Genomic DNA, 17,822 nt, shown 5'->3' with positions numbered 1-17,822 from the left:
CGGTATAATCCACCGCTTTACATCTAACTAAAAAACATCAACTTTGACCATTACGAAACTAGCATGGCGTGACCTGGTTCCGGATACTGAAAGCTATCAGGAACTGTTTGCACAGCCAGACCTCGCAAAAGAACACGACTTCATCCTTAGCGACACGCAACCGCGTTTACATTACGCGCTGGAGCAAACGTTAAGCCCATGGACAACCTCCCCCTTCATGTTACTGAAGGCGCCAGAAGAAGCCGAATATTTGGCGCTGATGGCCGATGCCGTGCGTCAATTGCAGCCAGAAGCGGACAACGTTTTTGGTGGGCAATATCGTATCGTGGGAAGTGATGTCACTTTCGAACCCGCAAAAACTGCTGATGAAAATTTTGCTGCCACCGGCGACGTCATTACCGCCGAGTGGGCCGAAGCGGAACAGTTATTTGGCTGCCTGCGTCACTTCAACGGTTCGCTGAGCATTCAGCCAGGGCTGGTACACAAAGCCAACGGCGGTGTGTTGATTATCTCGCTGCGCACCCTGCTGGCACAGCCGCTGCTGTGGATGCGTCTGAAGAACATCGTGACGCATCAGCGCTTTGACTGGGTCGCTTACGACGAATCTCGTCCACTGCCTGTCGCCGTTCCGTCGATGCCCCTGTCACTGAAAGTGATCCTGACCGGCGATCGCGAATCGCTGGCAGATTTCCAGGAGATGGAACCGGAGCTCGCCGATCAGGCGGTCTACAGCGAATTTGAAGACAACATCCAGATCGCCGACGCGGACGACGTGACGCAATGGTGCCAGTGGGTGCTGGCCGTCGCTGAGCGTTTCGCTTTGCCAACGCCTGCGGCAGATGCCTGGACTGGCCTGATTCGTGAAGCAACGCGTGATACGGGCGATCAGGAAACCCTGCCGCTTTGCCCGCTGTGGATCAGCAAACAGCTGCGTGAAGTCGGTGTCATTAGCGGTTCCGGCGAATTTACCGGCGAGCAATTTGCTCAGATGCTGGCGCAGCGCGAATGGCGCGAAGGCTATCTGGCTGACCGCATGCAGGATGAGATCCTGCTTGAACAAATTCTGGTGGAAACCGAAGGCGAGCGCGTAGGCCAAATCAACGCCCTGTCCGTCATTGAGTTCCCTGGTCATCCGCGCGCCTTCGGCGAGCCTTCACGTATCAGCTGCGTCATTCATATTGGCGACGGCGAATTTACTGACGTGGAGCGCAAAGCTGAACTGGGCGGGAACATTCATGCGAAAGGCATGATGATCATGCAGGCCTTCCTGATGTCTCAGCTGCAGCTGGAACAACAGCTCCCCTTCTCTGCCTCGCTGACATTTGAACAGTCATACAGTGAAGTGGACGGCGACAGTGCTTCTATGGCTGAGCTGTGCGCGGTGATCAGTGCCCTTGCGGATGTGCCGATTAACCAGAGCATTGCGATCACCGGTTCTGTCGATCAGTTTGGTCGCGCCCAGCCCGTTGGCGGCCTGAATGAGAAGATCGAAGGTTTCTTCTCCATCTGCCAGCAGCGCGGGTTTAGCGGGAAACAGGGGGTGATTATCCCTGCGCCAAATGCGCGCCATCTGAGTCTGAGTCAGGCGGTACTTGATGCCGTGGAAGCAGAACAATTCAGCATCTGGGCCATCGAAGATATTACGGATGCGCTACCCTTACTGACGAACCAGGTCTGGGACGGCGAAGTCCAAACGACGCTGATGCAGGCGATCCAGGACCGCATTGCTCAGGCCATGCAGCAGGACGCGCGTCATCGTTATCCGTGGCCGTTACGCTGGCTGAGCTGGTTTAGTCCGAACTGATCGGACTTGTTCAGCGTACACGTGTTAGCTATCCTGCGTGCTTCACTAAAATAAGGCTTACTGAGAACATGGTAGATAAACGCGAATCCTATACAAAAGAAGATCTTCTTGCCTCTGGTCGTGGAGAGCTGTTTGGCGCTAAAGGCCCGCAGTTACCTGCTCCGAGCATGCTGATGATGGACCGTGTCGTGAAAATGACCGAAACCGGCGGCAACTTTGACAAGGGTTACGTGGAAGCGGAACTCGATATCAATCCTGAACTGTGGTTCTTCGGTTGCCACTTTATCGGTGACCCGGTAATGCCTGGCTGTTTAGGTCTGGATGCGATGTGGCAGCTGGTTGGCTTCTATCTGGGCTGGCTGGGCGGCGAAGGTAAAGGCCGTGCGCTAGGCGTGGGTGAAGTGAAATTCACCGGTCAGGTTCTGCCTTCCGCGAAGAAAGTCACCTACCGTATTCACTTCAAACGCATTGTGAACCGTCGTCTGGTGATGGGTCTGGCGGATGGCGAAGTGCTGGTTGATGGCCGTGTTATCTACACCGCCAGCGACCTGAAAGTCGGTCTGTTCCAGGACACGTCCGCGTTCTGATGATTGCTTAAAATCGTTTAAGCATGAAAGGCGAAACCTCCGCATGGCGGAGGTTTCTGTTTTAAAGAGACGTTATCAAGCAAGAAGTACCCTGTCTCCGATGGCTTCTCGCCAGCCTCCCAGCCATTGTGACCTTTGATTTATCGTCTGATAAGGACACATTTCTTTAGAGCGTCCAGCGATGCCAGCCTGATAACCACGTTGATGAGCCCTTTCCAGGCGATCTCGTTTCTGTCTCTTCATGCCTCGTTTCCCTCATTCTTTGGTCTGGTGGAAAGAAAACAGTGTATGCAAAACGTGCAAACACAGATAACGAATAACCCGAATCTCCCTCAGCGTCAATGCGCAAAATTCACGCCAGTGTCATATTTGTGAGCTACACAGAAGATCATTTGTACAAAAATTGTGAGCTGGCACAAGTAACAGCCTGAACAAAAACCGAAAAAAAAGCCGCCATCAGCGAAACGCGGATGGCGGCTTTGAGTGATGAATTTTACTTATGGCAGACGAGAAATCTCCTGCGCGATACTGGCCGATTCCTGGGCCCAGCCCTGCGCCAGCACCTTCACCATTTCGTCATAACCGTCCTGCTGCTGTTTCAGCTCCAGGTGGAACGGACGCTTAATCAGCTGTCCCTGATGGTTCAGCAGCCACTCACCGCTGATCACCACCTTCCCATCGTAACGACCATGGAAACCCGTCACGTTGACGTTGAGGGTGTCCTGATCGCTGCCCAGAGGCTGAGAGGCCACTACCCAGCCCGGAAGCTGGCTGCTCAGGTTCGCCACCAGCGTATTACGTAATTGCTGGTCCAGCGGGCTGGCCCACAGATTGTTATTCGCAATCACGTACTGCACTTCGCTGGTCTGATACACCACGCCGTTTCCGGCGAGGGAATCAGGAATGGTCACCTGCTCAACCCACAGCAGACGATGCCCCTGGCTGGCGGTGCTTTGCCCGCCCGTCTGCGCTCCCAGCGGCAGCTGGTAGTAGCTCTTGGTGTCACTTCCTGAACTGCAGGCTGTTAAAACCAGTGCTCCGACGATTAATAGCCACTTTTTCATTCTTTTGCCCTCTTCGGCTCAGGATCTTTTTTGTCCTTGGCTTCAAATACCAGCGCGTTGCTCTTCTCGTTCAGCGTTTTCAAAACCGGCTGCAGTTCACGCAGGACCTGATCCAGGCGCTGCATATCCGCCACCATCTTGTTGTACGCCGCCGAGCCAGGCTGGAAGCCCTGCATGCTGCGGTTCAGCTCGCGCAACGTTTTCTGCATATCCTGCGGAAGCTGCTGCATCGACTGGTTAGCCGTAATTTTGTTGATATTATCCAGCGTGGTTTGCAGACGACGCATCGTGGCCTGGCTTTCGGTCAGGCTGTTGGTCGCTTGCTCAAGCATCGGATTCAACGGCAGATTGTTTATCTTATCCAGGGTTTCCATCAGACGCTGTTGGATCTGAGCCAGGCCGCTGCTGACGGTCGGGATAATCGTGTATCCGCCGAACTCGCGCGCACCGGTCATCGCTGGGGCTTTCGGATAGAAGTCCATATCCACATACAGCGCGCCCGTCACCAGGTTGCCGGTTTTCAGCGAGCCGCGTAATCCGCGATTCATCAGCTGATTAATATGCTCCCCGATATCCTGATCCTTACCGATCTGGGCCAGCAAGCGCTCAGGCTCAATGCGGATCAGCACCGGAATGCGATAGTCATCATCCAGCACCTGATGCAGGCCCGGAACGAAGTACGGTACCTGACCGACGGTACCCAGACGAATACCGCGGAACTCGACCGGCGCACCTGGCTGCAGGCCACGAACCGAATCTTTAAAGAACATCAGGTAGTCGACGTGATCCGTATAGAGCGCATCCTGAATGCTTTTCTGATCGTCAAACAGTCTGAACGCGGTTTTTGGCGCGACCGGCTGACCCAGATCCATCCCTTCCGGCACATCAAAGCTCACCCCGCCACCGAACAGCGTGGTCAGAGATCCCATCTCAACGCGCATGCCCGCCGACGTCAGATCCACGGCAATGCCGCTGTCTTTCCAGAAGCGGACGTTGTTGGTGACCAGACGATCGTTTGGCGCATTGATGAACAGCTGGTAGCTGATGGCGCGTTTTTGCGCATCAAAGGTGCTGGTTTCCACGGAACCTACGCGATAACCACGGAACAGCACCGGATCGCCCGGGCTGAGCTGCCCTGCTTTCTTACTGTCGAGGGTGACACGAATACCTTTCGCGTCCGGCGGCGCAAGAGGCGGAGCATCAAGCAGCTGATAGTTTCCGGGCTGGCTGCCTTTCGAGCCGGGCTGCAGCTCAATGTAAGCCCCGGAAAGCAACGTCCCCAGACCACTGATCCCTTCCCGTCCGACCTGCGGTTTGACCACCCAGAAGACGGAATCACCATGTAACAGCTTTTCCATTCCTGAGTGCAAACGCGCTTTGATCTCAACGTGCGTCAAATCGTCCGTCAGGGTTGCGCTTTCGACCACACCCACGTCCACGCTGCGGCTTTTGATGGTGGTTTTCCCCCCTTCAATGCCCTCCGCGTTGGTGGTGATCAGCGTCACTTCCGGCCCCTGATGGCTGTAATGATAAAACAGGATCCAGGCTCCGATCAGCGCGGTGACGATGGGGAAGATCCACACCGGCGACCAGTTCTTGACCTTCTGCACTTTCGCCTCTCCACTCTTATTTTCCATGCTCTCACTCTTCCTCATGGCTTGACTCTGGCTCACGATCCCAGGATAAACGCGGATCAAAAGTCAGGGCCGCAAACATCGTCATCACAACGACCAGCGCAAACATCAGCGCGCCCATAGCGGGATAAATACTCATCAGTCCTCCCATGCGCACCAGCGCGGAGAGGACGGCAATCACAAATACGTCGATCATTGACCAGCGGCCAACAAATTCGACGACTTCATAAATCAGATGCATGCGTTCACTGTCGCGTTTCCCGTGCCCTTTGGCATCCCAGCACAGCCAGGCAATCGCGATCATTTTTAAGGTCGGAACCATGATACTGGCGATAAAGATCACCATAGCGACCGGATACGAACCTTCGCCCCACAGCAAAACCACACCCGCGAGGATCGTCGAGGGCATTTTGTCCCCCAGCAGATCCGTAATCATGATCGGTAAAATGTTGGCGGGTAGATACAGCATGATCGACGTGACCAATAACGCCATTGTCCATTGCAGACTGTTTTTACGCCGCACATGCCCTTTTGTCCCGCAGCGCGGACACACCTCGTGGTCAGCAGGCAAAATCGCGGTACAGCACGAACAGGAGCGTAATCCCTGGCGAATCCCCGGCACGCCCACTTTTACCGTCTGATTAAGGGTTGGCGCAGGCGCGATATCATCCCAGGCCCAGCGGCGGTCCACGCACTGGAAGGCGCGCAGTTGCAGGATGCAGTACAGGCACCAGGGAATAAAACTGCTGCCGATCCCGACGTCGCCGTAGGCCATCAGCTTGACGAAGCTGACCAGAATTCCCGCCAGGAAAATCTCAGCCATTCCCCAGCTTTTCAGCTGGAAAAGCACCCTGGCCAGCATAATTTTCACGCTGTCGGGCATTCGGACGCGGTTGACCAGCAGCAGGATCACCACCAGACAAAAAGCCGGAACGATTTGCACGAAAAGGAGGAAGAAGGTGCCGAGACTGGCGTAATCTTCCGAGAACATGACGCCGGGAATTTCCAGCAAATTTACTTCGCTGGTCATCCCGCCGACTTTCATATAGATGAACGGAAAAAGATTAGAGAGCAGCAGCATAAAGAGTGCCGCGAGCGCATATGCAGTAGGACGCGCACGAGGCGCGTCCCACTCAGTTGTCAGCGTTGCCCCGCAGCGGGGGCAAGTTGCTTTATGTCCGTGATCCAGCTCAGGAAGCGCCACGAGCATATCGCATTGCGAGCATAGAATATGCCGGTCGGCATGGTGCTGATCACACATCGGGTATCCCTGTTTATGCGCCGTTTTTGAGAGCCTCAAGGTACTCCCAGCGCTCAAATGCTTCTTCCAGCGCCTTTTCAGCCTGGGAAAGCTCCGCCAATATTTTCTGAGTATAGTCGTGTGGCTGGCTAAAGAAGGAGGCATCAGCAACCTGAGCCTGCAATGTACCCAGATTCGCTTCCAGCTCTTCCAGACGTTGCGGCAACCCTTCCAGTTCGCGCTGCAGGTTATAGCTCATTTTGACCGTCGATTTTTTGACAGTTTCTGCTTTTGCGACAGGAGTTTGCGATCCAGTTTTGGATTTTGACTGTTTAGTCGCCAAAGATTGCGCCTGCTGCCCGCGCGCATCCTGATAGCCGCCGACATATTGACCAATCCGGCCTTCGCCTTCAAAAATCCAGCACTCGGTCACGGTGTTATCCACAAACTGACGGTCGTGGCTGACCAGCATCACGGTGCCCTGATAGCCGTCGATCAGCTCTTCCAGCAGTTCCAGAGTTTCGACATCCAGATCGTTGGTCGGTTCATCGAGAATCAATAAGTTACTTGGCTTCAGGAACAGACGCGCCAGCAGCAGGCGGTTACGTTCCCCGCCGGACAACGCGCGAACCGGCGTCATGGCGCGTTTAGGATGGAACAGGAAGTCCTGCAGGTAGCCCAGCACGTGGCGCGGTTTACCGTTAACCATCACCTCTTGCTTCCCTTCCGCCAGGTTGTCCATCACGGTTCTGTCCGGATCCAGCTCAGTACGGTGCTGGTCGAAATAGGCCACTTCCAGTTTGGTCCCGCAGTGAACGCGACCGCTGTCAGCCTGCAGCTGGCCGAGCATCAGTTTCAGCAGCGTGGATTTACCACAGCCGTTCGGGCCAATCAGGGCGATTTTGTCGCCACGCTGAACCTGAGCGGAGAAATCGGTCACCAGCACTTTGCCATCGATCTGGTAATTGACGTTTTCCATTTCGAAGACAATCTTGCCGGAGCGAGACGCTTCTTCTACCTGCATCTTCGCGCTGCCCATCACTTCGCGGCGCTCGCTGCGTTCGTTACGCATCGCTTTCAGGGCGCGCACGCGGCCTTCGTTACGGGTACGACGTGCTTTGATGCCCTGACGGATCCAGACCTCTTCCTGCGCCAGCTTACGGTCGAACTCGGCGTTTTGCAGCTCTTCCACGCGCAGGTTTTCTTCTTTCTCCAGCAGATAGGTGTCGTAATCGCCTGGATAGGTGACCAGCTTGCCGCGATCGAGATCGACAATGCGGGTCGCCATGTTGCGAATAAACGAACGGTCGTGGGAGATAAAGATAATGGTGCCGTTGAAGGTTTTCAGGAACCCTTCCAGCCAGTCGATAGTTTCGATGTCCAGGTGGTTCGTCGGCTCATCGAGCAGCAGCACTTTTGGCCCGCAAACCAGCGCGCGGCCCAGCGCCGCTTTACGCAGCCAGCCGCCCGACAGGGACGCCAGCGCCATATCGGCTTCAAGACCAAGCTGCTCCAGCACTTCATTGATGCGATCTTCCAGTTGCCACAGACCGTGGTGATCCAGCAGGTCCTGCAGACGCGCCATCTCGTTGAGATTTTTTTCGCTCGGATCGGTCATCACCAGATGCGAAATATCGTGATAGCCCTTCAGATACTCGGCCTGCTCGGAGATCCCTTCGGCGACAAAATCGTAGACGCTGCCCGCCACGTTGCGCGGTGGATCCTGTTGCAGACGGGAAACGATCAGATCCTGCTCGTAAACGATACGACCATCGTCCAGACCCTGCTCACGGTTGAGGATCTTCATCAGCGTGGATTTACCCGCGCCGTTACGGCCTACCAGACAGACGCGTTCGTTGTCTTCGATGTGCAGTTCTGTATCGTCGAGAAGTGGCGCATCGCTGAATGACAGCCATGCGCCGTGCATGCTAATTAATGACATTTATATTTCCTTTCAGACTGCGGTAATCAACCAGCAGTTGTGAATTTGACGGTTACGGGCGAAGTCCTGAGACAGCGTTTTTTGGCTGATTTCTTGTGCTTTCAGCCCCAGTTTTTCCAGCCCGTCATTGTCCATGCGGAAGCCGCGTTTGTTGTTCGAGAACATAATGGTGCCGCCTTTACGCAGCAGACGTTTCAGGTCGGTCATCAGACGCAGGTGATCGCGCTGAACGTCGAAGGAGTCTTCCATACGTTTCGAGTTAGAGAAAGTCGGCGGATCGATGAAGATCAAATCGAACTGCTCGTCGGTATCGCGCAGCCAGCCCAGCACGTCCGCTTGCATCAGGCGATGCTGACGCCCGGTCAGGCCGTTGAGACGAAGGTTGCGCTCTGCCCACTCCAGATAGGTACGCGACATATCGACGGTAGTGGTGCTGCGCGCACCGCCCAGACCCGCATGAACGCTGGCGCTACCGGTGTAGGCGAAGAGGTTGAGGAAGTCTTTCCCTTTGCTCATCTGGCCCAGCATACGACGCGCGATACGGTGGTCGAGGAACAGACCGGTGTCGAGGTAATCCGTCAGGTTGACCCACAGACGCGCGTTGTACTCGCCCACTTCGATAAAGTCACCCTTATCGCCCATCTTCTGATACTGATTGGTCCCTTTCTGACGCTCACGGGTTTTCAGGATCAGTTTGTTCGGGGCGATGCCCAGCACGCCAATGGTCGCGGCGATAATATCCAGCAAACGCTGACGCGCTTTTTGCGCATCGATAGTTTTCGGCGCGGCGTATTCCTGCACCACCACCCAGTCCGCGTAACGGTCAACCGCCACGTTATATTCCGGCAGATCGGCATCATAAATGCGATAGCATTCGATACCTTCCTGTTTCGCCCACTTTTCGAATTTCTTCAGATTCTTACGCAGACGGTTGGCGTAATCTTCCGCCACCGTAGACGGTTTGCTGTCGCCGTCTTTCTCGGTCAGATGGTAGTTTTTCTGCACACAGTCCAGCGGGCCGTTTTTGGCTTTGAACTGGCGCTCGGCGCGCAACTGCAGGCAGCTCAGCAGTTCCGGAGAACCGCTAAACAGCGACAGATTCCAGCCGCCGAACGCGTCTTTCATGGTGCGACCAAACAGGCTATGCAGCGCGATCAGCGCCGGTTCGCTGTCCAGACGCTCGCCGTACGGCGGGTTACTGATCACCGTACCGTACGGGCCTTTCGGCAGCGGATTGGTTAACTGGGCGACGTCTTTCACCTCGAAATCGATCAGTTCACCGATACCGGCGCGACGGGCGTTGCTGCGCGCGCGTTCAATCACGCGAGCGTCGCTGTCCGAGCCGTAGAAACGGGAGGTGTAGTCTGCCAGGCCTTTACGCGCACGAACTTGCGCTTCGGCTTTGACCTCTTTCCAGAGGGCATCGTCGTGCTGCGCCCAGCCGCTAAAGCCCCACTGTCCGCGGTGCAGACCCGGCGCACGATCCGTCGCCATCATCGCCGCTTCGATCAGCAAAGTACCAGAACCACACATCGGATCGAGCAGCGGTGTGCCCGGCTGCCAGCCGGAACGCATCACGATAGCCGCAGCCAGGTTCTCTTTGATCGGCGCAATACCGGCGCGATCGCGATATCCACGCTGGTGCAGACCTTCGCCGCACAGATCCAGCGAGATGTGCGCCGTCTCTTTATTGAGCCACACGTTAATGCGCAGATCGGGATTTTCACGATCGACGTTCGGGCGCTCGAGGTTTTTACGCGTAAAGCTGTCGACGATGGCGTCTTTCACTTTCAGCGCGCCGTACTGGCTATTACGGATTTCGTCGTTCAGACCGCTGAAATGCACAGCAAAGGTTGCGCCTGGGGCGAAGATCTCTGTCCAGTCGGTCGCCTGTACGCCGAGGTACAGGTCAAGGTCGCTGTAGACCTTACAGGCACCCAGCGGCAACATGATGCGCGACGCCAGGCGGCTCCACATCAGGCTCTGGTAAATAAGCCGTGTGTCGCCCTCGAAATGGACACCACCCTGAACCACCTGACACTCCAGCGCGCCAAGGCTTTCCAGTTCAGTTTTTAACAGCTCTTCCAGCCCACGGGCCGTACTGGCAAACAGAGAATTCATATCGTCACTTATTACTCGTAGAAAATTGCTGCGCATTATAGCTAATATGTGCGCTATGTCCTAAAGTTGAGGGCTTATTTTAAATCGTTCGAGGGCGTGAACAGTGGCGACGTTATCCAGGCTTTTTATTCATCCGGTCAAATCCATGCGCGGCATTGGCCTGACCCATGCGCTTGCTGACGTCAGCGGCTTCGCCTTTGATCGCATTTTTATGATCACCGAACCGGACGGAACCTTCATCACCGCCCGCCAGTTCCCGCAGATGGTGCGCTTTACTCCTGCTCCGCTACACGATGGCTTACATCTGACCGCGCCGGACGGTTCCAGCGCGATCGCGCGCTTTAGCGACTTCGCCGCCGTCGATGCGCCTACCGAAGTCTGGGGCAACCATTTCACTGCCCGCGTCGCCCCCGAAGAGATCAACACCTGGCTCAGCGGATTCTTTTCTCGCGCCGTACAGCTGCGCTGGGTCGGACCGGAACTGACGCGTCGCGTGAAGCGTTTCGAAGCCGTTCCCCTCTCCTTTGCCGACGGTTTTCCTTACCTGCTCACCAACGACGCCTCCCTGCGCGATCTGCAAAACCGCTGTTCCGCCAGCGTGCAAATGGAGCAGTTCCGCCCGAACCTGGTGGTGACCGGCGCACAGGCCTGGGAAGAGGACACCTGGAAGGTTATCCGTATCGGCAGCGTGATTTTTGATGTGGTGAAACCCTGCAGCCGCTGCATCTTCACGACTATCAGCCCGGAGAAAGGTCAAAAACACCCTTCCGGCGAGCCGCTGAAAACCCTGCAATCCTTCCGCACCGCGCAGGATAACGGCGACGTCGATTTTGGCCAGAACCTGATCCCTCGCAGCAGTGGCGTGATCCGCGTGGGTGATGAAATCGAAATTCTGTCAACGGGGCCGGCCAGAGTTTACGGTCACGGGCCAGAGGAAGAAGAAGAGCCAGAAGCGATCACCCAGCCGGTGTCGGCGGTGACCATCCAGTGGCAAGGCAAAACGCTGCCGGGAAATAATCAGCAAGTACTGCTGGAACAGCTGGAACAAGCGGGGATCCGCGTGCCTTATTCGTGTCGTGCGGGAATCTGTGGAAGTTGTCGCATCACCCTGGTCGATGGCGAAGTGACGGCGCTGAAGAAATCAGCGGTAAGCGAGGATGGAACCATTCTGTGCTGTAGCTGCATTCCGAAAACGTCTGTGCAGCTAGAGCTTTAAACGGCCTGTTCGAGGCTGAACGAATCCATACGCAGTTGTGGTTTAAGTCGGTCGTTCATCACTTTAATCGCATCACCCAGCTGCATTGTGCGCCCGGCAATCACCACGCCGGGTTGCGCCAGCAGGCACAGGGCAGCATTTTCGCCCGGCTCGACCACCAGCAAACTCACCTCTTCCGAGGTATCACTCAAATTGACGCAGGCCGCATCACCGGTGATCGGCGACCAGGACTGGCCGTGAGCGAGGAAGTGCCAGCTTTTTGGCATCTGCGGTTTCAGAAAGCGAATCGCCACCAGCGCATTCAACACCAGCTCGGCGCGCTGCTCTTTAGAGAGGATCAGATCGCGACATTTCTCTTCAAATGAGAAAAACAGCGCAGCATCGTCAACGCAAAAGCCTGACGGTGCAAACGCATCCGGGGTCAGCATTCGGCGAGCGAAACGAGAGCGAAATAACATACCATTGGCTAAATCGAGCATCATTCGATCGTGCTCATCGCAAAAATACCAACGCCAGTTATCGTCAGGTTTTATTCGCATTTTCCTCTCCTTCCCCACAACGTCCTGTTCTTAAAATGTCCGAATTGTCGCTTCGTTTTATAACATCAATAATAAAAGACCATAATGTCTAAATAAGCAACAAAGACGGAATATAAAACAACCAGGGCTGGAAATAAAGCCCTGGTTGTCTGATATGGAGAAAAGATTAGATATGATTAACGATTTCTTTAATCAATTGTGGGCCTTTAAAAATAAAGCCGGAATAGATTTGCACCAGCGACGCACCCGCCGCCATCTTCTCGCGGGCCGCGATGACGGAGTCGATGCCACCCACGCCGATGATCGGTAAGCGACCCTTTAATTCCGCCGACAGCGCGCGAATAATTTCGGTGCTTTTTAATTGTACCGGACGACCGCTTAAGCCACCCATTTGGTCACAGTTTTTCATTCCCTGAACCAGGGAGCGATCGAGTGTCGTATTGGTCGCAATAACACCATCAATATTATGGCGAACCAAACTGTCGGCCACCTGGATCAATTCTTCGACAGAAAGATCCGGGGCGATCTTCACCGCGATCGGAACATATTTATGATGGGTATTCTGCAGCTCATTCTGCTTATTTTTGATCGCACTTAAGAGATCGTCCAGCGCTTCACCATATTGGAGAGTACGCAGGCCTGGGGTATTTGGCGAAGAGATATTAATCGCAATATAACCGGCATAGGCATAGACTTTTTCCATACAAATCAGATAGTCATCTTTTCCCTGCTCCACCGGCGTATCTTTATTTTTGCCGATATTAATCCCGAGCACGCCGTCAAAATGGGCTTTTTTCACGTTCTCTACCAGGTGATCAACACCGTGGTTATTAAAGCCCATCCGGTTGATCAACCCTTCGGCTTCAACCAGGCGGAACAGGCGCGGCTTGTCATTCCCGTCCTGCGGACGTGGCGTCACGGTGCCGACTTCAATGGAGCCGAACCCCATCGCGCCCAGGGCGTCAATGCATTCGCCGTTCTTGTCGAGGCCTGCTGCCAACCCCAGAGGATTTTTAAACGTCAGGCCCATGCACGAGACAGGTTTTTCCTGCACTTTCTGGCGCACCAGCGCTTCAAGAGGCGTTCCTGTAATGCGGCGTAACTGCTGGAATGTCAATTCATGAGCGCGCTCTGGATCGAGCTGAAAAAGGGCTTTACGAACGAAGGGGTAGTACATGAACTCTCCTGGATTCCGGTGTGCAAACCGGACACGGATTATCAGCGATCGCGCCGGGAAAGGGAATTGACCTGCGGCAAAAAATCCTCGTAAAGCGCAATCGTTTACCTTTCTGCTTCTTTCTTATGCAATTTTCGGCATTTTAATTTCAGATAAATCATTTAGTGGAATAACCCCGCAATGTCACACTCCTGAAAATTGTTATGAATGTTAGGTAAAAGCAAACAAATAGTTATAAGGAGCAAACATGCGCGTCATCACGTTGGCCGGAAGTCCGCGTTTCCCTTCACGCTCCAGCGCCCTGCTGGAGTATGCCCGCGAGCAACTCAATTCGCTGAACGTGGAGGTGTGTCACTGGAATCTGCATAACTTTGAGCCGGAAGATCTTCTTTATGCCCGCTTCGACAGTCCGGCGCTGCAGGCGCTGATTGAGCAGCTCAAAGGCGCTGACGGGCTGATTGTCGCGACGCCCATTTATAAAGCGTCGTTTTCGGGCGCACTAAAAACCCTGCTCGATTTGCTGCCTGAGCGTGCCCTGGAGGGAAAAGTGGTGCTTCCGCTAGCCACCGGCGGCACCGTCGCCCACATGCTGGCGGTAGATTACGCCCTCAAGCCGGTTCTGAATGCGCTGAAAGCGCAGGAGATCCTGCACGGCGTGTTTGCGGATGACTCGCAAATTGTCGATTACCAGCACAAGCCGCAGTTCACCCCCAACTTACACCTGCGCCTCGATACCGCGCTGGAAACCTTCTGGCAGGCACTGCATCGCCGCGACGTGCAGGCCCCCGCCTTTGGTCGTCTGAAAGGAGTCGCCCATGTTTAAAACTCTTTTGACCGCCCTGGTTGCGGTCTCTGCGCTGGCACAGGCGGCGGAACCCGCGCCGGAAAGCCTGCGCATCGGTTATCAGAAAGGCAGCGTCAGCATGGTGCTGGCGAAAAGCCATCAGCTACTGGAGAAGCGCTACCCGAACACCCAATTCTCCTGGGTCGAGTTCCCGGCCGGGCCACAGATGCTTGAGGCGCTCAACGTTGGCAGCATTGATTTGGGCAGTACCGGCGACATTCCGCCGATTTTTGCGCAAGCTGCTGGCGCTGATCTGGTCTACGTCGGCGTTGAGCCACCGAAGCCGAAAGCGGAAGTGATTCTGGTGCCCGAGAACAGCCCGATTAAAACCGTCGCGGATCTGAAAGGCCATAAAGTCGCGTTCCAGAAAGGTTCCAGTTCGCACAATTTACTCCTGCGCGCCCTTCAGCAGGCGGGCCTGTCTTTCAAGGATATTCAGCCCATCTATTTAACGCCGGCGGATGCCCGCGCGGCGTTCCAGCAAAACAATGTCGACGCCTGGGCAATCTGGGACCCGTACTACTCCGCGGCGTTGCTGCAGGGTGGCGTGCGGGTGCTGAAAGATGGCGAAACGCTGAAACAGACCGGTTCGTTCTACCTGGCCGCTCGCCCGTATGCGGAAAAGAACGGCGAATTTGTTCAGGGCGTGTTGAATACCTTTAGCGAGGCGGACGCGCTGACCCAGAGCCAGCGCCAGGAAAGCATCGCCCTGCTCGCCAAAACCATGGGTCTGCCAGAGCCGGTGATCGCCAGCTATCTGGATCATCGCCCAACCACGGTGATCAAACCCGTTGACGCCAAAACCGCCGTCCTGCAGCAGCAGACCGCGGATCTGTTTTACGAGAATCGTCTCGTGCCGAAGAAAATCGATATTCGCGACCGCATCTGGCAACCCTCTGACAAAGAAGGATCGAAATCATGAGTCTGAATCTGTTCTGGTTTTTACCGACCCACGGTGATGGGCATTATCTCGGCACCGAAGAGGGCGCGCGCCCGGTGGACTACGGCTATCTGCAGCAAATCGCGCAGGCCGCCGACAGAATCGGTTTTACCGGCGTGCTGATCCCGACCGGACGCTCCTGCGAAGATGCATGGCTGGTTGCCGCCTCGATGATTCCGGTCACACAGCGCCTGAAATTCCTGGTAGCTCTGCGCCCAAGCGTGCTCTCCCCGACCGTCGCCGCTCGCCAGGCCGCAACGCTCGACCGCCTTTCAAATGGCCGCGCGCTGTTTAACCTGGTGACCGGCAGCGACCCGCAGGAGCTCGCGGGCGACGGCGTGTTCCTCGATCACACGGAACGCTACGAAGCATCAGCGGAATTTACCCGCGTCTGGAGACGTTTGCTGGAAGGTGAGACCGTCACTTACGAGGGGAAACATATACGCGTTCGCGATGCGAAGCTGCTGTTTGCCCCAGTCCAGCAGCCGCGTCCCCCGCTCTACTTCGGCGGCTCCTCGGATGTAGCGCAGGACCTGGCTGCCGAGCAGGTCGATCTCTATCTGACCTGGGGCGAACCGCCGGAACTGGTGAAAGAGAAAATTGAGCAGGTTCGCGCCAAAGCCGCCGCACACGGGCGCAAAGTGCGTTTCGGGATTCGTCTGCACGTCATCGTGCGCGAAACCAACGCCGAGGCCTGGCAGGCCGCCGACCGTCTAATTTCGCACCTTGACGATGAGACCATCGCCAAAGCGCAGGCCGCACTGGCGAAAACCGATTCCGTGGGCCAGCACCGGATGGCTTCTCTGCATAAAGGAAAGCGTGAGAATCTCGAAATCAGCCCGAACCTGTGGGCGGGCGTAGGCCTGGTTCGCGGCGGAGCGGGTACGGCGCTGGTGGGCGATGGTCCAACGGTGGCGGCGCGGATTAACGAGTATGCGGATCTCGGTATCGACAGCTTTATTTTGTCCGGCTATCCGCATCTGGAAGAGGCGTACAAGGTCGGTGAGTTGCTCTTCCCGCACCTGGACGTCGCGATCCCGGAAATCCCGCAGCCGCGCACGCTCCAGCTTCAGGGCGAAGCGGTGGCGAATGAGTTTATCCCGCGAAAAGTCGCGCAGAGCTAACGAGGTCCCTATGGCAAATCCATCCCAAAAATGGCTGCTGCGTCTGGCCCCCTGGTTTCTGCCCGTCGGCATTGTAATTGTCTGGCAAATCGCCTCGTCCGTGGGATGGTTGTCGAGCCGCATTTTGCCCTCCCCGGAGGGCGTCGTGGAGGCGTTCTGGTCGCTCAGTTCCAGCGGCGAGCTGTGGCAGCACCTGGCGATCAGCTCCTGGCGCGCGCTGATTGGCTTTTCCATCGGCGGCTCGATTGGCCTGACGCTGGGCCTCATCAGCGGCCTGTCCCGTTGGGGCGAGCGTTTGCTGGATACTTCAATCCAGATGCTGCGCAACGTGCCGCATCTGGCGCTGATCCCGCTGGTGATTCTGTGGTTTGGCATCGACGAGAGCGCCAAGATTTTCCTCGTCGCCCTCGGCACCCTGTTCCCGATCTACATCAACACCTGGCACGGTATCCGTAACATCGATCGTGGACTGGTGGAGATGGCGCGCAGCTACGGGTTGTCCGGCTTTGCCTTGTTTGTTCACCTGATCCTGCCGGGTGCGCTGCCGTCGATCATGGTCGGCGTGCGGTTTGCGCTCGGTCTGATGTGGCTGACGCTGATCGTCGCAGAAACCATCTCGGCCAACTCCGGTATCGGCTACCTGGCGATGAATGCCCGCGAATTCCTGCAAACCGACGTGGTGGTGGTTGCCATCATTCTTTACGCCCTGCTCGGCAAACTCGCCGACGTCAGCGCTCAGTGGCTGGAGCGTAGCTGGCTGCGCTGGAACCCGGCCTATTCCACGAAGGAGGCCAACGCATGAATACGGCTCGTTTAACTCAGGGCACGCCGCTCCTGCTTAATGGCGTCACCAAACGATATGGCGATAACACCATTCTGAATGCTTTAGATTTGCACATTCCTGCCGGACAATTCGTTGCCGTGGTCGGGCGCAGCGGCGGCGGGAAAAGCACCCTGCTGCGGCTGCTGGCCGGGCTGGAAGCGCCAAACGGCGGGGAGCTGCTGGCGGGCAATACGCCGCTGGCGGATATTCAGGATGACACCCGGATGATGTTCCAGGATGCGCGCCTGCTGCCGTGGAAAACGGTGATCGACAACGTCGGGCTGGGGCTAAAAGGCAACTGGCGCGACAACGCGCGTCAGGCGTTGAGCGCTGTCGGGCTGGAAAACCGCGCGGGCGAATGGCCAGCCGCCCTTTCCGGCGGTCAAAAACAGCGCGTGGCGCTGGCGCGGGCGTTGATCCATCGCCCCGGTCTATTGCTGCTGGATGAGCCGCTCGGGGCGCTGGATGCGCTGACGCGCATTGAAATGCAGGATCTGATCGAGTCGCTTTGGCAGGAGCATGGCTTTACTGTGCTGCTGGTGACGCACGATGTGAGCGAAGCGGTGGCAATGGCCGATAGGGTTTTGTTAATTGAGGAAGGCAAAATCGGGCTGGATGTGGCGGTGGATATTCCGCGCCCACGGCGCAAAGGATCGGCACGGCTGGCGGAGCTGGAAGCGGAAGTGCTGGAAAGAGTGATGAAACGTGGGGCGACCGAAGTGCAGGTTCGGCGTCACGGGTAGAAAAAAGCCGGGCGGCGGCTTCGC

At 56.2% G+C, this 17,822-nt stretch carries 16 protein-coding genes; 8 read left to right on the top strand and 8 right to left on the bottom strand.

From position 1 onward, the window contains the following. Positions 1–43 precede the first annotated feature (43 nt). A complete protein-coding gene (locus U9O48_RS08265) occupies positions 44–1,804 on the top strand; it encodes a Lon protease family protein (protein WP_285149163.1) in 1,761 nt (586 codons plus the stop codon). Positions 1,805–1,872: 68 nt separating this feature from the next. Continuing rightward, positions 1,873–2,391, top strand: coding sequence for a bifunctional 3-hydroxydecanoyl-ACP dehydratase/trans-2-decenoyl-ACP isomerase (gene fabA / locus U9O48_RS08260; RefSeq protein WP_285145405.1), 519 nt, complete (start codon positions 1,873–1,875; stop codon positions 2,389–2,391). Positions 2,392–2,466: 75 nt separating this feature from the next. Here fabA and rmf read toward each other — a convergent pair whose 3' ends face one another. The 6 genes from rmf to rlmKL all read right to left on the bottom strand — a co-directional run bounded on the left by rmf (position 2,467) and on the right by rlmKL (position 10,392). Continuing rightward, positions 2,467–2,634 carry a ribosome modulation factor gene (gene rmf / locus U9O48_RS08255; RefSeq protein WP_100780687.1) on the bottom strand — a complete coding sequence of 56 codons (168 nt, stop codon included), beginning with the start codon at positions 2,632–2,634 and terminating at the stop codon, positions 2,467–2,469. Between the two features lie 254 nt (positions 2,635–2,888). Further along, complete coding sequence (gene pqiC / locus U9O48_RS08250) at positions 2,889–3,455, bottom strand: membrane integrity-associated transporter subunit PqiC (protein WP_095281474.1); 567 nt, start codon at positions 3,453–3,455, stop codon at positions 2,889–2,891. Beyond that, positions 3,452–5,092 carry an intermembrane transport protein PqiB gene (gene pqiB / locus U9O48_RS08245; RefSeq protein WP_282492405.1) on the bottom strand — a complete coding sequence of 547 codons (1,641 nt, stop codon included), beginning with the start codon at positions 5,090–5,092 and terminating at the stop codon, positions 3,452–3,454. Before pqiB ends, pqiC begins: the two co-directional genes overlap by 4 nt. A gap of 4 nt (positions 5,093–5,096) precedes the next feature. After that, the gene (gene pqiA, locus U9O48_RS08240; protein ID WP_285149162.1) at positions 5,097–6,350 is read right to left on the bottom strand and encodes a membrane integrity-associated transporter subunit PqiA; all 1,254 of its coding nucleotides are present in this window, start codon (positions 6,348–6,350) and stop codon (positions 5,097–5,099) included. Between the two features lie 13 nt (positions 6,351–6,363). Then, the gene (locus tag U9O48_RS08235) at positions 6,364–8,271 is read right to left on the bottom strand and encodes an ABC transporter ATP-binding protein (RefSeq protein ID WP_282492403.1); all 1,908 of its coding nucleotides are present in this window, start codon (positions 8,269–8,271) and stop codon (positions 6,364–6,366) included. 12 nt (positions 8,272–8,283) lie between these two features. Then, positions 8,284–10,392 (bottom strand): bifunctional 23S rRNA (guanine(2069)-N(7))-methyltransferase RlmK/23S rRNA (guanine(2445)-N(2))-methyltransferase RlmL, encoded by a 2,109-nt coding sequence (gene rlmKL / locus U9O48_RS08230; protein WP_285145407.1) that lies wholly within the window; start codon positions 10,390–10,392, stop codon positions 8,284–8,286. A 103-nt stretch (positions 10,393–10,495) separates the two neighbouring features. On the opposite strand from rlmKL, the gene U9O48_RS08225 reads away from it, so the two are divergent. Beyond that, complete coding sequence (locus U9O48_RS08225) at positions 10,496–11,608, top strand: YcbX family protein (RefSeq protein ID WP_285149161.1); 1,113 nt, start codon at positions 10,496–10,498, stop codon at positions 11,606–11,608. On the opposite strand, the gene zapC is transcribed toward U9O48_RS08225, so the two are convergent. After that, positions 11,605–12,147, bottom strand: coding sequence for a cell division protein ZapC (gene zapC / locus U9O48_RS08220; protein WP_095281468.1), 543 nt, complete (start codon positions 12,145–12,147; stop codon positions 11,605–11,607). The genes U9O48_RS08225 and zapC overlap by 4 nt on opposite strands. 166 nt (positions 12,148–12,313) lie before the next feature. Then, positions 12,314–13,324, bottom strand: a complete 1,011-nt coding sequence (gene pyrD, locus U9O48_RS08215; RefSeq protein ID WP_285145409.1) for a quinone-dependent dihydroorotate dehydrogenase — start codon at positions 13,322–13,324, stop codon at positions 12,314–12,316. Positions 13,325–13,571: 247 nt separating this feature from the next. Here pyrD and ssuE point away from each other — a divergent pair, with 247 nt between their 5' ends. From ssuE to ssuB, 5 genes are read left to right on the top strand one after another with little or no spacing between them, the layout of a single operon-like run. Next, a complete protein-coding gene (gene ssuE / locus U9O48_RS08210; RefSeq protein ID WP_282492398.1) occupies positions 13,572–14,147 on the top strand; it encodes an NADPH-dependent FMN reductase in 576 nt (191 codons plus the stop codon). Next, on the top strand, positions 14,140–15,090 hold the full coding sequence (locus tag U9O48_RS08205) for a sulfonate ABC transporter substrate-binding protein (protein WP_285149160.1): 951 nt from the start codon (positions 14,140–14,142) through the stop codon (positions 15,088–15,090). The genes ssuE and U9O48_RS08205 overlap by 8 nt, the downstream gene beginning before the upstream one ends. Continuing rightward, a complete protein-coding gene (gene ssuD, locus U9O48_RS08200; protein WP_285149159.1) occupies positions 15,087–16,232 on the top strand; it encodes an FMNH2-dependent alkanesulfonate monooxygenase in 1,146 nt (381 codons plus the stop codon). The genes U9O48_RS08205 and ssuD overlap by 4 nt, the downstream gene beginning before the upstream one ends. 10 nt (positions 16,233–16,242) lie before the next feature. After that, positions 16,243–17,034, top strand: a complete 792-nt coding sequence (gene ssuC / locus U9O48_RS08195) for an aliphatic sulfonate ABC transporter permease SsuC (RefSeq protein ID WP_285149158.1) — start codon at positions 16,243–16,245, stop codon at positions 17,032–17,034. Then, entirely contained in the window at positions 17,031–17,798 is a 768-nt protein-coding gene (gene ssuB, locus U9O48_RS08190) for an aliphatic sulfonates ABC transporter ATP-binding protein (RefSeq protein WP_285145413.1), read from the top strand. The genes ssuC and ssuB overlap by 4 nt, the downstream gene beginning before the upstream one ends. Positions 17,799–17,822: the final 24 nt, after the last annotated feature.

Origin of the sequence: Lelliottia sp. JS-SCA-14 (genome assembly GCF_035593345.1) — a bacterium.
Taxonomy (GTDB): Bacteria; Pseudomonadota; Gammaproteobacteria; order Enterobacterales; family Enterobacteriaceae; genus Enterobacter; species Enterobacter wanjuensis.
This window is presented reverse-complemented; position numbering and strand designations above follow the sequence as displayed.

Coding starts and splice junctions, on each gene's coding strand:
- ssuC (WP_285149158.1), top strand. CDS start 16,243: ATGGCAAATCCATCCCAAAAATGGCTGCTGCGTCTGGCCCCCTGGTTT.
- U9O48_RS08235 (WP_282492403.1), bottom strand. CDS start 8,271: ATGTCATTAATTAGCATGCACGGCGCATGGCTGTCATTCAGCGATGCG.
- ssuE (WP_282492398.1), top strand. CDS start 13,572: ATGCGCGTCATCACGTTGGCCGGAAGTCCGCGTTTCCCTTCACGCTCC.
- fabA (WP_285145405.1), top strand. CDS start 1,873: ATGGTAGATAAACGCGAATCCTATACAAAAGAAGATCTTCTTGCCTCT.
- pqiB (WP_282492405.1), bottom strand. CDS start 5,092: ATGGAAAATAAGAGTGGAGAGGCGAAAGTGCAGAAGGTCAAGAACTGG.
- rlmKL (WP_285145407.1), bottom strand. CDS start 10,392: ATGAATTCTCTGTTTGCCAGTACGGCCCGTGGGCTGGAAGAGCTGTTA.
- zapC (WP_095281468.1), bottom strand. CDS start 12,147: ATGCGAATAAAACCTGACGATAACTGGCGTTGGTATTTTTGCGATGAG.
- rmf (WP_100780687.1), bottom strand. CDS start 2,634: ATGAAGAGACAGAAACGAGATCGCCTGGAAAGGGCTCATCAACGTGGT.
- ssuD (WP_285149159.1), top strand. CDS start 15,087: ATGAGTCTGAATCTGTTCTGGTTTTTACCGACCCACGGTGATGGGCAT.
- pyrD (WP_285145409.1), bottom strand. CDS start 13,324: ATGTACTACCCCTTCGTTCGTAAAGCCCTTTTTCAGCTCGATCCAGAG.
- U9O48_RS08205 (WP_285149160.1), top strand. CDS start 14,140: ATGTTTAAAACTCTTTTGACCGCCCTGGTTGCGGTCTCTGCGCTGGCA.
- pqiA (WP_285149162.1), bottom strand. CDS start 6,350: ATGTGTGATCAGCACCATGCCGACCGGCATATTCTATGCTCGCAATGC.
- ssuB (WP_285145413.1), top strand. CDS start 17,031: ATGAATACGGCTCGTTTAACTCAGGGCACGCCGCTCCTGCTTAATGGC.
- pqiC (WP_095281474.1), bottom strand. CDS start 3,455: ATGAAAAAGTGGCTATTAATCGTCGGAGCACTGGTTTTAACAGCCTGC.